Origin of the sequence: Geobacter sp. AOG2 (genome assembly GCF_019972295.1) — a bacterium.
In the GTDB taxonomy this organism is placed as follows: Bacteria; Desulfobacterota; Desulfuromonadia; order Geobacterales; family Pseudopelobacteraceae; genus Oryzomonas.
In genome coordinates, this window is sequence record NZ_BLJA01000001.1 from 259,275 (window position 1) to 273,655 (window position 14,381).

General features: G+C 51.6%; 10 protein-coding genes. 7 read left to right on the top strand and 3 right to left on the bottom strand.

Going from position 1 to position 14,381, the window contains the following annotated elements; all coding sequences use genetic code 11:
- Position 1: 1 nt before the first annotated feature.
- The 3 genes from LDN12_RS01155 to LDN12_RS01165 are packed head-to-tail and all read right to left on the bottom strand — an operon-like array spanning position 2 to position 4,317.
- On the bottom strand, positions 2-1,378 hold the full coding sequence (locus LDN12_RS01155; RefSeq protein ID WP_223920817.1) for an ATP-binding protein: 1,377 nt from the start codon (positions 1,376-1,378) through the stop codon (positions 2-4).
- Positions 1,375-3,522 carry a hypothetical protein gene (locus tag LDN12_RS01160; RefSeq protein ID WP_223920819.1) on the bottom strand — a complete coding sequence of 716 codons (2,148 nt, stop codon included), beginning with the start codon at positions 3,520-3,522 and terminating at the stop codon, positions 1,375-1,377. The genes LDN12_RS01155 and LDN12_RS01160 overlap by 4 nt, the downstream gene beginning before the upstream one ends.
- A gap of 12 nt (positions 3,523-3,534) precedes the next feature.
- A complete protein-coding gene (locus LDN12_RS01165) occupies positions 3,535-4,317 on the bottom strand; it encodes a TnsA endonuclease N-terminal domain-containing protein (protein WP_223920821.1) in 783 nt (260 codons plus the stop codon).
- A 171-nt stretch (positions 4,318-4,488) separates the two neighbouring features.
- Here LDN12_RS01165 and LDN12_RS01170 point away from each other — a divergent pair, with 171 nt between their 5' ends.
- From LDN12_RS01170 to LDN12_RS01200, 7 genes are all read left to right on the top strand, one after another.
- Entirely contained in the window at positions 4,489-5,364 is an 876-nt protein-coding gene (locus LDN12_RS01170) for a WYL domain-containing protein (RefSeq protein ID WP_223920822.1), read from the top strand.
- Positions 5,365-5,395: 31 nt separating this feature from the next.
- On the top strand, positions 5,396-6,196 hold the full coding sequence (locus tag LDN12_RS01175) for a metallophosphoesterase (protein ID WP_223920823.1): 801 nt from the start codon (positions 5,396-5,398) through the stop codon (positions 6,194-6,196).
- Between the two features lie 552 nt (positions 6,197-6,748).
- A complete protein-coding gene (locus tag LDN12_RS01180; protein ID WP_223920824.1) occupies positions 6,749-7,171 on the top strand; it encodes a single-stranded DNA-binding protein in 423 nt (140 codons plus the stop codon).
- A gap of 174 nt (positions 7,172-7,345) precedes the next feature.
- Entirely contained in the window at positions 7,346-11,224 is a 3,879-nt protein-coding gene (locus LDN12_RS01185) for a PAS domain S-box protein (RefSeq protein ID WP_223920825.1), read from the top strand.
- A gap of 52 nt (positions 11,225-11,276) precedes the next feature.
- Positions 11,277-12,080 carry a response regulator gene (locus LDN12_RS01190; RefSeq protein WP_223920826.1) on the top strand — a complete coding sequence of 268 codons (804 nt, stop codon included), beginning with the start codon at positions 11,277-11,279 and terminating at the stop codon, positions 12,078-12,080.
- A complete protein-coding gene (locus LDN12_RS01195; protein ID WP_223920828.1) occupies positions 12,077-13,027 on the top strand; it encodes an HD-GYP domain-containing protein in 951 nt (316 codons plus the stop codon). Before LDN12_RS01190 ends, LDN12_RS01195 begins: the two co-directional genes overlap by 4 nt.
- Entirely contained in the window at positions 13,024-14,337 is a 1,314-nt protein-coding gene (locus LDN12_RS01200; RefSeq protein WP_223920829.1) for an HD domain-containing phosphohydrolase, read from the top strand. The genes LDN12_RS01195 and LDN12_RS01200 overlap by 4 nt, the downstream gene beginning before the upstream one ends.
- The last annotated feature ends 44 nt before the right edge of the window (positions 14,338-14,381 follow it).

Here is a 14,381-nt window from a genome sequence, read left to right on the forward strand (position 1 = left end):
CCTATCCATTGAGAATATTGTCAAATTTTTGATGGTGCTGCTGTTCGCCTATCAGTTCCTTCCGCAACTGGGCAACTCTTTCCGGGTTCGCCTTTTTTCTTCGAGCGCCAGAAAATTTTGGTTCGACGGCGGAGGTTTCCACAAAGGCCTCTTTTTCGAATTTGCTCACCTCGCCCATTCTGCAATCAGCAAAATTCGTGACCTCGTTTGCCGCACTGAAATAGAGATCGTCAAATTTGGCAATCATCACTGGGTCTTTCGAGCGTAAGGCGTCCAGCGCCGCGTGGAGTGGTTTCATTTGCTCCAGATAGACGTTTTCCACCAACCGCCCGTCTACACGCTCTTGTCCTCCAATAGCTGCCATTTGACAGTTAATGAAAAGAGTGAGGAGGATTCCCGTGACGCCTTGGGTCAGGTCGTACAGGAGTTCGCATATTTCATCGGAAAATCCTACCGGATCCTTGACCCATTGGTAACGCCACATCGTTTTACAAAACTTGTACCAGTCATCCTCTTGCGCGGATTTTGGGGGGTCGAGTTCTTCAAACCCTCCGTCGCAAAACCGCCTTTGCACACTAATATTCTTATTGGCGAATAAAATCTTCTTCGCAGCCGTTGTACCAACCAATATGATCGGGACACCCAGCTCATCGCGGAAATTACTGACCATGGCCAGAAATTCATCCTTGTTGGCGCCCCTTCTCAGATTCACATTTTGTAGTTCGTCTATGACTATAGCCCCGAGACGCAGATGCTTCACCGACTTCTTTAGCCCGAGGATGAAGTCGGTGTGCGTCCTGTTTTTTGAAAATATCGGGGTGACAATCTCTCTCTGGAGGAGATTGTCCATTTCGCTGCCAAGGGTCATGCACATGTTTTTCGCTGTCGAATTCACCGGCACATTTTGCATGACGTACAAAATCTGGGTGTACGGACACGGCTTGCCGTTATATTCACTGTGATTGATAACCTGTGGTCCCATGGTCCTCATAATCGCTCGGATCAACGCGGATTTTCCCGCACCAGAAAGACCCGTTAAGAATGTGACTGTCGATGGCGATGCTGACTGTTGGTACAGTGACTGCTGGCCTTGTGCGGTCAACGGATTTCTATCCTTGTATCCGCCGACGATGAGGCTGTGAATGTTGGTGAAAATTTCAACATGTTTATCCATGGGGAACATGAAGTTCTTCAGCCTGGCGGTGCACAGTCTCCGCATTGAACTGTTAAGGTTCAACTCATGCTCGTTAAAATCCGGCCGACGCTTTAATAACTTTATCTTGTCGACTACATCAGCCGGAAGGGGTTTGAGAACCTCTACAAGTGGATTGCCAGCAAATTCAGGCAAAGGGTGTGGGGTATAAATCAGTTCGCTCATTCGTCCTCCCAAAGGTCCGCAGTTATCGCTGCGACAGATTTTGTGGCTGGCCGGGGTTTAGCATCAATCACTATTGGTTTCAGTGGCTCTGGAGTTGAGCCAGGTAATAGCTGGTGGGTGGCGTCTGATCGAACCGCGTTTTTCTCTTCAGCCTTATGTTGCCTGATCGCACGACGGCTTTTGCTAGGTTTCGATATGGCGGCTTGTGCCTTCTTCTCCTTCTTTGCTATGCGGATGATGCCGTTGGCATCATCCCTGTTCCTTGCCACCTCATGAGCGTTCTGCATCCTCGCTGCCTCTTCCAATGTCTCGTATTTTTTCCTGAAGAGGTCCCACTCATAGAAAGCCAAGGCTCTCCTCATGATGTTTTGGTTCATGTTGAATGCCTGTTCCCATGCTCCTGAGGAACGGTTGAAAAAATAGACGCTTTGCGCGTTGTGCTCGTTGTAGCGTACTTGGACCTTGTTTTCTTTCATCGATAAGATCTCAAGCATTGAGCATATGGGTCTGAAAACATGGGATCTGAATCTTATGCCTTCATGGTCAATCGATGCCGTGCCAGGGGAGAGCAGATAGTATTTGTAATCGTCTTCCGACATGGTCCGCGTAAGCCCAGGTTTGCACTTAAGGCCCCAAGTGTACAATCCTATTCGGGATATATCCTCAACACCGCTTTCAAAGAGCTCCGGTGGGATCCGCGTGGATGATACCGGCTGCCTGTTGATGGCAATAATTGCCTGGACCAGAATCCGCTCAGCTTCGTCGATCGTCAGGACTGCATTGTCTTTGCCATCCTTTTCCCCGCGTTGCCTGTCCTTCGGGTAAGAACCGGGGAGCCTGTAATGTGCTTTCTTTATCTCTGAGAATTTGCTTTCCACGGTCCCCTTCATCTCAGGGCACCACGAAGAAGCAATTTCTACCTTCATCCCCACCTTCGGGACGCCTATGCTGCTGTCGGTCAGTAGTTCGGCGCGGTCAGCCATTAAGATGCTGGGAAGATGATGACATGGCCAGTCTTCCTTTGAATAGTCGAGCGCCAATCTTTCGAAAACTTGCCATTTGCCGCTGAAAGTGTTTGCCAATGCCGAGGCAGCCACCCTCCAGCTCGCATTTTCGAGAGAGAAATAGTATCCGACTATTGCACTTGACCATACATCGACCACTATATAAAGCGTGGCATTACCCACCACTTCCGTCCTCGACCACCTCGACACCAACTGTACCTGTAGTTTTGTTGCATCAATTTCAAAACGATGACCTGGCCCAAGAACACCGTCGGTTGCCCGGCCACGTATTTCTTCGGGCTCATCCGGTTGACGCATTCTCCCCGGAATTGCGGCCCGTTTTTTGTTTTCCTTCTCCATAGTCTGAATGACGTAGAGATACTGCCATCTTGTCGGCAGCTGTTCCTTTGGAAGGAGTATGGCGTTCAACTCTTTTGATTTAAGATCGGCGCCTTCACGGTGAAAGTGCTCCTTCAAGGTTTCTACGAAAGCTTCACGAAAAGTGTTCTTTCCGGGCAGATAATGCTTTTCAACTCCATCCCTTAGTTCTTTTCTGACCACGGGCAGAGGAATGTCTCTTCCCTCCAATGCCATGCTAGCCGCGCGCCTGCCGCGCTTGGCGGTACCTGCCCTCTGCTCCTGCCCTGGACCTCCTCGCCTATTCAGTTGGGGAATAAGGCTAAGCTCTGTCTGCCCAAGCGCATAGAACGTGTACAACAATCTCCTGATCTTCCGCTCCGACACCTTATTCCCCTCGCTCGCCTTTCTCAAAAGCCTGGCCATTGCTTCAGTGCTGAAAAGGATGGAATCGTCTAGGTCTAGTGAGCAGATAATGGCTTTGTTTTTCTCGAATTCCCGGTTCTCCGCCTCGGATAGGCCGCTCGCGATCAATCTTGGTGGACTGTATTGTGCAGGAGTAACCTGACCTTGCTCTATCTGAAGAAGAAATTCGGCAAGAGGAACCTTCACAGGGCCACAAAGCGGTTTAGGCTTTGCTTTCTTGGAGTCGCCGGACTCAACGGGAATTTTGATTAAGGCAACGAAACCTTCGTCGTCAACAGCGAGAAATCTGCCGAGCCCTACAAAAGGTCGTCCAATCCATTTTGGCGAGATAAAAAATATCGCATTCTTGTCGAGCATATCTCTTCCTTTTCAACTCCAGACGAGAGCAACCGGTAAAAAATGATTAATTGGGATGTCAAGGTTCACTGGGAGCCGGCGCAGCCACACGGCTCGTCCAAATAGACAGAAAGTGACGTCAGCGGACAGCCCTCCCAAAGCTTCCGCGGTTTCGGCAAGGATACAGTTCAAGTTTTTGTTCGGTTCCCACTTTTCCAAGAAGACGGCAACAAAGTTGTGGAAGTGTGCCATTACCGGGTCGAGTTCCCTTGAGACCATAGCGGTTCGGAGTGCCGCCAGATTCTTTGCTCGCGCTTGGCAGATGTCCAGTTCCGTCGACAACACCCACGGGATGCGGCGCCGTTTCCAATATTCTTGCTCGATACGCAATTTTTCCAATGTCCGTTCCTGAGCGCTGGCCGCTCCTCTCACGTCAGCAGCGCGTTTGACCGAAATCACCGCCAAATTACTGTCCAGTAAGGTCAGCACAAGATCAGAAGTCATTACGATCGGGGTATTCGTGCAAGGATAGACGGGATGTTGTATTCCGAGTTCCCTGGCGATCTCCTGGGTCTCTTCCCACGGTAGCAGCGCATATTGCTCCCGGATGTCCACAACCTCTTGTGAAAATTCCGCCAAAACATGGTGCTGGTATTCAACATCGGACAGGTAATGGTGAATCCGGCCCGTTTTGAGACCTTCCACTATTGCTGACCGTCCTTTTGAAGGAACGTCCCGTACGTGGAAAAAGGGACGATAGTTTAAACCTTCTCCTTGCCCATACCCCCGGGCTATCCATTTTTGCACGAGTTTCATCGTCGGTTTCCGGCTTCTGCTTCCCATCGCCCACTCCCTATTGCGATCTTAATAATTTAATTATATCATCAAAAAGATTCTAATACAAGATAAAAATGATTGACACTGTTTGTGCTTCGCTGTATAGTTGAAATTAGGCGACGTGGTTTTTATCTTAAAAGGGGATAACTAATGGAAATACAAGAGCTTGTGCAATCGCAACGCGACCGGCTGGCTTTCATTGAGCTGCGCATCCGTTTTTTCGGGGAGATTCAGCGGCAAGATCTTATTTCGCGATTCGGCATTCAGGTCGCTGCCGCGACCCGCGACCTTTCGTTATACCGACATCTTGCTCCTGGAAACCTGGAGTATGATGCAAAGGTGAGGGTCTATAAGCAGGGAAGGGAATTCCAGCCCATTTTTAAGTTTTCCGCGGATAGAGTTCTTGCCTGGCTTTCGCGGGGCTACGGAGATGGCTACCCCGAGCGGGAACGACCTTTGGTCAGGTCTGCGTCATTCGGGCCGGTAAATTCCATATCGCTCTTCACTCTTTCCGTTTTGACCCAGGCAATCTACAAGAAGAAGGCAGTCGAGATGTCCTACAGATCGATGACCAGCGGTCTCTCGACAAGGGAGTTCGTCCCGTTTGCTCTTGCCGACAATGGATTCCGCTGGCATGTAAGGGGGTTCGATAGAAATAATAAGGGGTTTATCGACCTGATTCTCACCAGGATAGTGGAAGCGCATATTATAAATGGAGAAATAGATGAACTTGAAACTTCAGATCAGGACATTCAATGGAATCGGATTGTGGAACTCGAATTGGTCCCCCATCCCGAGAACGTGAAATATGCGGCTACCGTTGAAGCCGACTATGGTCTAACGGACGGAGTGCTGAATCTCAAGGTCCGGGCCGCGCTGGTAGGCTACCTACTCAGGAGATGGTCCGTTGACTGTTCTCCAGATCACAGCAGCAGAGGCCACGAGTTCCACCTTTGGCTGCGCAACTCCCCAGCTCTCTATGGCGTCGATAACTTGCACCTTGCTCCCGGCTACGTAGGGGGCTAAGAGACTGGATGGACAACGTGAAAGGCAAAAAATGAAAATAGCGTGGCTAACAGACATGCACCTCAATTTTGTAGGACGCGATGAGTTTAGTCATCTATGCGCTTCTCTCCGTACGTCTAGCGCCAACGCTACGCTCATTACCGGCGACATTGCCACATCGTACAACCTCACTCGCTACCTCGATGAACTCGCAGATAACATGAAAATGCCGATCTTCTTTGTGCTTGGTAACCATGACTATTACGGCAGTTCGGTGCGTGAGGTGAATGAAACTGTAAGGAAAATGGCGTCTGAAAACCTGTATTTGACCTGGCTATCGGTGTGTCATGGTCCTATTGAACTTTCACCTGATACGTGCCTGATAGGCCACGAGGGTTTGGCCGACGGGCGGTTGGGTAATCCTGAGGGGTCAACAGTAATTTTGAATGATTACTACCATATTCAAGAGTTGGTACAGCCGACAAAGGAAGCCCGGTTGCAGGTCCAACACCACTTGGGCGATGAGGCCGCCGCACACCTCCTGCATCAATTGGAGATGGCAACCACAGCTGGATACTCTCATATTCTCGTGGCCTTGCACGTGCCCCCGTTTCCGGAGGCCTGCTGGCATATGGGGCACAACACAGACGACTACTACCTCCCACACTTCGGCTGCAAAGCCACGGGTGATGTTCTGCGAAAGTTCGCCGAGGAGAAGCCGATGTCACAAATAGATGTCTACTGTGGGCATGTGCACAGCCAGGGAGAGGCAGAGATCCTGGCAAATCTGCGAGTTCACACGGCGGGAGCGGAGTATCGGGAACCAAAAATTTCTAAAATTATCGAAGTTTGAGGGATGATCGATATGTTCGATTCCACCAGAAAGTTGTCGAGCGCTTGGCAAATGACATGAATATGACTATTTACATAAAGGTTGCTGGCTCGGACAGATTATCCCATGAAGAAAATAATCTCGACATATCGAATCCATCAAACTCTGGAAACATTCTCCTATCTATGGTGCGGCAAAGCCGGTCATGCCAATATGGACGGCGCCATAAGGATTATGAGCCGTGGAATATCAGCGATATTGGCAAATTCGAGGTGGCATCGCAATGACATCCTGAGTGAGCTCGCACGCGGGTCCAGCTAGAGATTTACTTGGCCCCGGGGTAGTCCGATCGATCACCGCTTACCCAATCCATTATTTTCAGGTATGGTTATGTTAAATATTGCTTTGCGACTTATAAGATTTGATGTAGCATTCAAAATCAAATTTCACGTTAAGTGTGGCACATGTAACATGTTGAAATAATAGGATTTGACAATAACATTTGCAACTTTGACAATAACTTTTACCATTTTGACACTAACTTTTACTAATTCACACAAAAGGAGCACGAACATGGCAAGCCTGAACAAGGTCATGCTGATCGGAAATCTGGGTAAGGACCCGGAGGTGCGCTATACCCCGGCCGGGGTTGCCGTTGCCAGCTTTAACCTGGCAACCAGCGAGCGCTTCAAAAGCAAGAGCGGCGAATGGGAGGAGCGCACCGAATGGCACCGGGTCACCCTCTGGTCGAAGTTGGCCGAGATCGCCGGCGAATACCTCTCCAAGGGCAAGACCGTTTACATTGAAGGACGCCTGCAGACCCGCAAGTGGCAGGACAACAGCGGTAATGAACGCTACACCACCGAGATTGTCGGCGAAAAGATGCAGATGCTTTCGCCCAAGGGCGAGCGCCGTGGAGGAGACGTGACCTCGGAACCGGTTAATGGTGGAGGATTCGAGGAACCACCCTTTCAGGATGATGATATTCCATTTTGAAGGATACCAATTATAAAAGTGTAAAAAATAGAGTATAAAGCTTCGGTTTTATGCTCTTTTTTACTTTACGGTCATTTTTCTCCCAGTATGCCGATTCAGTGGTATTTAGACAGCCATTTCCTCGCTTTCAACCAGGATGATTAGGTTCAAGAATGGAGAAAGGATACCGTTGCCATGCCATTCAATTCGAGCCTCAAGGCAAAGATAACCCTGACCTTTACCCTCCTGGGAATGGCGATACTTTCCTCCATTGCGGCTTTGACCTACCATTACTCCCATGCTGAACTTAAGAAATCCATCACCGCTCAGCAGGCCGCGTTGATAAACACCCTCGGCCAGCAATTGGATGACCGCTTGGCGCTGGTCCACGAGCAACTCAAGCGTTTTGCACAGCTGAATACGGAGATGTTTGACGACCCCCGCAGACTGCAACGCCAGATCAATGAGGAAGATGACCTGCGCGTCTACTTCAATGCCGGCATGCTCGTCATCGACCAAAGCGGAAAGGTCATGGCCGAGTATCCCTTCCATCCCGAGCGGATCGGGACGACTATTCCCAGGGACCGCGAATATTTTCAGGAAACCCTGGCCGGCAAAAAGCCGTACATCTCTTCCCCATACCGGGATACGCTCTCCGGAGAGCCGGTGATCGCATTTACGGTCCCGATCCTGAGCGGGGACGGCACGTTGCGCGCCATACTGGTCGGCAGGCAAAAGCTGTGGTCCGACAAGTTCCTTGGCGGACTGGCCGACGCCCGCATTGGCAGATCAGGGTACTTTGTCATAATTGACAAGGGCCGCGACATCGTGATGCATCCCGACAAAAAGAGGGTCTACGAAAGGCTTAAACCGGGCAGCAACCGGGGACTCGAAATGGCCCTCAAAGGTTTCGAAGGTACCATGGAGAATGTAAATTCAAAGGGCGTGAAAGGCCTGAGTTCCTACAAAAGTCTCAGTGCCGCCCCCTGGATACTGGGCACCTTTTATCCGATCAACGAAGCCTATCAGCCTCTTTATACGGCAGTGTTCTACTTCCTGCTGATCATCCTGTGTGTCGGAGTCATCTCTGCGCTGGTCATCCGATACATTATGAAGCGCATAACGGCACCGCTTATCAAGCTGACCGAGCATGTTGTCGCCATCGACACAAAGCAGGGCCAAGGCCGCCTAGTCCGTATCGACTCGCGGGACGAGATCGGCAAATTGGCTCAAGTATTCAATGCCATGATTCAAAAGATCGACGAACATCAGGACAAAATAATCGAGGAAATTTCATTCATCGAGAGTCTGGTCACGAATTCGGCCGCGCCGATCTTTGTCCTGAACAGGGAACACAGTATTATTTACTGGAACAAGGCCCTGGAAAAGCTGAGCGGATACAAAGCCGATGATATGAAAGGGACCACGCGGCAGTGGGAGGTTTTCTACCCGGAAAAGCGTCCCACCTTGGCGGATGTGGTTCTGGACCACGCCCAGGGGTCGCTCCCGAATCTTTACAACAATTATCGCCCTTCACCCCTCGTAGAAGGCGCCTTTCAGGCCGAGGGGTGGTACCATTTGGGCAGCGCCGGCCGCCATTATCTCCGCTTCAACGCGGCGCCCATCAGGAACGGCACCGGAGAGGTTGTGGGCGCGGTGGAGACTTTCGAGGACGCTACCGATACCAAACGCATCGAGGAGAGACTCAACGACCAATTCCGTTTCCTGCAAGAGATTATCGATACCATCCCCAACCCGGTCTATTACAAGGATCGCCTTGGGCGCTATATTGGATCAAACCGTGCCTTCGAGGAGTTCATCGGCCGCCCGAAGAAAAATATCTTCGGTAAGACCATATGCGATCTTATTCCGGGCGAATATGCCGAGGAACGCTTCCGGACAAGCCTCGAGTGCATCCGTTCGGCTGTCCCCCAGACCTATGAGTCCTTTCTGGAGCGCGCCGACAACACCCTGCGCAGGATCATCGTGACCCAGGCCCCTTTTTTCGACAAAAAGGGCAACCCGACCGGGTTGGTGGGAACCTTCATCGACATCACGGAACGCCATGCCCTGGAGGAGGAAGTTCGCAAGCTGTCGCTGGCTGTCGAGCAGAGCCCGGTCAGCATCGTGATTACCGACACGGAGGGCCGCATCGAATACGTCAATCCTCGGTTCTGTCAGGTTACTGGTTACACCCGGGAAGAGGCTGTCGGCCAGACACATCGCATTTTGAAATCGGGAGAGACATCACCGGAGCGTTACGTCGAATTATGGCGAACAATATCCTCCGGTAACGAATGGCACGGAGAGTTTCACAATAAGCGTAAGAATGGCGAACTCTATTGGGAGTTTGCCTCAATATCGCCGCTTTTCGACAAGGAGGGCCTGATCACGGGCTACTTGGCGAGCAAGGAGGACATAACCGAGCGCAAGGCGGTGGAGATGGCGCTCAACGAGAGCGAAGCGCGTCTCAACAAGCTCGTCAACTCTGCCCAGGATGCCATTATCATGCTTAACCCCGATGGCTCCATTTCCATGTGGAACGAATCGGCTATTCGCATCTTCGGCTATTCGCCCCAGGAAGCCATAGGCCAGGATTTTCACCGGCTTATCGCGCCGGAACGTTACCTAGACCAGCACGCCCAGGCTTTTAAAAAATTCTTGACGACCGGAGAAGGTGCGGCCGTTGGACAGGTGTTGGAACTCTTCGGCTTGAGAAAGAACGGGGATGAGTTCCCCGTCGAACTTGCGATGTCGAGCGTGCAAATCAATGGACAATGGCATGCGATCGGAATACTCAGGGACATAACGGCGCGTAAACAAGCCGAGCAGTCGCTGACTGAGAGCAAAGCGGAACTGGAAGTCAAGCACGCCGAACTTGAGGAGCTTTTCACGTGGGTCGAGTCAGCCAAGGTGGAATGGGAACAGACCCTTGACAGCCTGCGCGATATGGTGATTTTGACCGACCCGACCGGCAAGGTCCGCCGCTGCAATCGTCTTCTCTACCAGCTTGCCAATAAATCGCACGATGAAATAATCGGTATTGACTGGCCCGATATCCTCACCGAGGCAGGTTTCACATTCTCTCTATTGAATGGAACGAGTGGAGAAGTTATCCATAAATCGTCCAATCGCTTTTACAATCTGTATATTTATGACATCACGTCGCCTGACGCCGATACGGTAACGGGAAGGGTTATGTCACTGGTGGACACGACCGAGCTGCGTTCCGTAACCGAGGAACTCCGGAAGGCCTACGACGAATTGCAGACCACCCAGATAAAGGTTTTCCAACAGGAGAAACTGGCTTCCATTGGGCAATTGGCGGCAGGTGTAGCCCACGAGATCAACAACCCCATGGGTTTCATCTCCAGTAACCTTACGACAATGGGCAAATATTTTGAGCGCGCAAAGGAGTTTGTTGCCATCCTGTCCGCAGCGCTTGTCGAAACTGCGGGCGATGCCGACCTTGCCGGGGTGAATGAGCAACGAAAGAGCCTCAAGATTGATTATATCTTCGACGATTCTTCCCAGTTGATTGCCGAGTCCTTGGACGGCGCCCAGCGGGTCCGCAAGATCGTTCAGGATCTGAAGAGCTTTTCCCGCGTCGATGATACCGAGCAAAAGCGCGCCGACCTCAAAGAGTGTCTCGAGAGTACGATCGGCATCGCCTGGAATGAGATCAAGTATGTGGCCACGCTTACAAAGAACTACGGCGATATTCCACCGGTACTCTGTTATCCCCAGCAACTTAACCAAGTATTCATGAATCTCCTGGTCAATGCGGCTCATGCCATCGAGGGAAAGGGCGAGATCAGGGTTCGGACTTGGCAGGATGGCGACGAAGCCTGCGTGTCAGTCTCCGACACCGGCTGTGGTATATCGGAAGAAAACCAGAAGCACATCTTCGAGCCTTTCTTCACCACCAAAGAAGTAGGTAAAGGGACCGGATTGGGGCTTTCGATCAGTTATGACATCATCAAGAAACATCACGGCGAGATTTTGGTTGAAAGCGGGATCGGCACAGGGACAACCTTCACGGTCAGGATTCCAATCAACGGCGTTCAGGATTAAGATGTGATTAGGAGTGATATTTTCTATACCCTGAGGTTGTAGAAAGGTGCCAATGGAATTTTTGGGAAAAACCCTTATTCTCTGCGTAGATGACGAAAAGAATGTCCTGCGTTCCCTGGAGCGGATCTTCCTCGATGACGACTACGAGATCCTTACCGCCACCTCTGCGGAAGAGGGGCTGCGCATCTTGGAGAACAACGGGCCGTTTCAGGTTGTCATCTCCGACTATCGCATGCCGGCCATGGATGGGGTGGAGTTCCTCAAGGAGGTATACCGTCGCTGGCCCGACACAGTGCGCATTGTTCTGTCCGGCTACGCCGATACCGCGGCTATCGTCTCAGCCATCAATGAGGGACGCATCTACAAGTTCATACCCAAGCCTTGGAACGATAATGAATTGCGGGTTACCGTTGCCAATGCTTTGGAGCGGTATGCCCTGCAGAAACGCAACCGTGAACTCATGGCAGAGTTGTCCCGCGCCAACGATGAACTGGAGCAGAAAGTGCGGCAACGGACCTCCGAGTTGGAACTGAGGAACCACGCCTTGACCTTTTCCCAGTGCGTGCTCGATGCTTTGCCCGTGGCGGTGGTAGGTATCGACATCAACGGAATGATCGTCCAGGGCAGCCGTAGAGCCGCGGAGATTTTCAACTCTGTTGAAGGGGGGTTCTTCGGTAGCGACCGGCGCGCTGCGCTGCCGGACGAATTTAACCGGATAATCGATATGTTGGAAGAGGAACAGATGGTTCGTTTCGATTGGACAGACGGCGGGAAAGACTATGATGTGCGTTGCACGACGTTCCGTTGTTTTGATCAACCCGGAGTAGCCATTGTCCTGATAGAGAAGATATCATGAGCGCGGTACTTTTTGTTGACGATGAACCGTCGATCCTGCGGTCGGTAGAGAGAACATTCCATGATACAGACTTGCGCATCCTGACCGCCGATTCGGGAGAGCATGCACTGGAGATTCTGAGGCATGAGAAAGTAGCGGTGGTGGTTTCCGACAACAGGATGCCAGGAATGAGCGGCATCGATCTCCTTACCAGGGTCCGAACCATCTCCCCTGACACGGTGCGTATCATGATTACAGCCTTCGCCGACCTGCAAACGGCCATTTCTGCGATCAACTCCAGCGAGGTTTTTCGTTTCGTAACCAAACCTTGGGACAACGACGATCTGATCGCGGTGATTAATGAAGGGCTGGCACGCTACAATGTCGTCAGAGAGTTGCGGGAAGGGGACGAATCCCGCTATCTCCCGATTGCCCAGGCTATTGAACTCAAGGATCCTTACACGCGTGGGCATTGCGACCGGGTTGCGAATTATGCCGTCAGTCTGGCAGAGGCGTTGGGCCTTCCCGAAACGATTATTCGTGAAATCAGATTCGGCGGTTGGCTGCATGATTGCGGCAAAATAGGTGTCCCCGAGGCAATCCTCAATTACGGGGAGCGACTGCCGGTCGATCAATTCGAGCTTGTCAAGCAACATCCTCTTTGGGGGAGTGAGGTGGCTCGCCAAGCGCGCATGTCCGAGACGATCATCAATATAATCCTCCATCACCACGAGCGTTATGATGGATCGGGATATCCCTCAGGCCTGCGGGAGGACCATATCCCGCTTGAGGCACGCATTGTGACCATTGCCGATGTCTTCGATGCCCTCAGCACCGACCGTCCCTACCGCAAGGCATACGAAGGGACATACATTCTAAGCATCATGCGGGAATTTACCGGTTCGTTCTTCGACCCCCGCCTTATGGAGGTTTTCATGCCGATAGCAGAGAAGGTGTGTGCGCTATGAGTGATACCGAAAGAAGCATTCAGGTGCTCCTAGTTGACGACGAAGAAAACATCCTCAAATCATTGCAACGTCTTCTCATGGAAGAGGAGTTCGAGCTGCACACGGCCTCCTCGGCTGAACAGGGCATTGCCACCTTAAAGGAACTCGACAATGTGGGATTGATCATATCGGACCAACGCATGCCGGGCATGAACGGTTCGGAGTTCCTACAGTACTGTCGCGAGGCCGTTCCGGATGCCCCGCGGATTCTCCTGACCGGCTATTCGGATATTTCAGCCACCATTGATGCTATTAACAAAGGAGGGGCCTACCGGTATATTTCCAAGCCCTGGAACGATGCCGAACTGATTCAGACCATCCGCGATGCCGTCCGCCAATACGCCTTGCTCATGGAAAACCGCCGTTTGAACGAGATCGTCCGCCAACAGAACGAGGAATTGCAGGAGTGGAACCGGAATCTGAAGGGGCGAGTGCTGGAGCAGACCACCGCCATCCGCCAGAAGAACGAGGAACTGCACGTTCTTCTCAAGAGGGTGAAGGAAGATTACGATGAGATTATTGCTGTTTTTTCCGGGCTTGTGGAGATGCATGGCGGCAAGCTCAGGCAGCATTCCCGCAACGTGGCCGAACTTTCCGTTAATGCTGCCAGGGAACTGGGGATATCGGGTAATGATCTGGAAACCATCCGCATCGCTGCGCTGTTGCATGACATTGGCGAGATTGGGATACCGGAGCGTATCCTGGCCCTGGACCGCGATGCCATGAATGCTGACGAACTGAAACAGTATCAGCAGCACCCGATCCGCGGTCAGGTGGCCATTGACACCATAGAAGGGCTCCGAGCGGCCGGACTGTTCATCCGGCACCATCATGAAAATCTCGATGGCAGCGGATTTCCGGACCGGCTGGCCGGTGACGAGATCCCGCTGGGCGCCAGGATCATTGCTTTTGCCGATCATATCGATAAGGCCTCGGAAACATGCAGGGGAGACATCGCTGATCAAGCGCTGATCAAGTCGGGGTTTGTAGTGGGGACGCAACTGGACCCCTCATTGCAAAAAGTTTTCAGGAAAGTGGCCCCGTACACGTATTTTTCCATGGGCGCCGAGGAAAAGGAACTCGTGGAAGTGGAACTTGACCCCAAGGAATTGAAGGAAGGAATGTTTCTTTCCAGGGACGTCAGCAGCGCTTCGGGAATTCTTCTTCTCGGCAGAGGGGTCGCGCTCGACGTGACAAAACTTGCGGCCATCAGGCGAAATTATGAGCTTGACGCGCCGCCCCACGGAGTATTTGTAATGGTTAGTCGCTAATGGCTTTCGTTAAAAGATAGAAAAATTCCGCTTATATAGGAGGA

Coding starts and splice junctions, on each gene's coding strand:
- LDN12_RS01200 (WP_223920829.1), top strand. CDS start 13,024: ATGAGTGATACCGAAAGAAGCATTCAGGTGCTCCTAGTTGACGACGAA.
- LDN12_RS01180 (WP_223920824.1), top strand. CDS start 6,749: ATGGCAAGCCTGAACAAGGTCATGCTGATCGGAAATCTGGGTAAGGAC.
- LDN12_RS01160 (WP_223920819.1), bottom strand. CDS start 3,522: ATGCTCGACAAGAATGCGATATTTTTTATCTCGCCAAAATGGATTGGA.
- LDN12_RS01185 (WP_223920825.1), top strand. CDS start 7,346: ATGCCATTCAATTCGAGCCTCAAGGCAAAGATAACCCTGACCTTTACC.
- LDN12_RS01175 (WP_223920823.1), top strand. CDS start 5,396: ATGAAAATAGCGTGGCTAACAGACATGCACCTCAATTTTGTAGGACGC.
- LDN12_RS01170 (WP_223920822.1), top strand. CDS start 4,489: ATGGAAATACAAGAGCTTGTGCAATCGCAACGCGACCGGCTGGCTTTC.
- LDN12_RS01190 (WP_223920826.1), top strand. CDS start 11,277: ATGGAATTTTTGGGAAAAACCCTTATTCTCTGCGTAGATGACGAAAAG.
- LDN12_RS01195 (WP_223920828.1), top strand. CDS start 12,077: ATGAGCGCGGTACTTTTTGTTGACGATGAACCGTCGATCCTGCGGTCG.
- LDN12_RS01155 (WP_223920817.1), bottom strand. CDS start 1,378: ATGAGCGAACTGATTTATACCCCACACCCTTTGCCTGAATTTGCTGGC.
- LDN12_RS01165 (WP_223920821.1), bottom strand. CDS start 4,317: ATGAAACTCGTGCAAAAATGGATAGCCCGGGGGTATGGGCAAGGAGAA.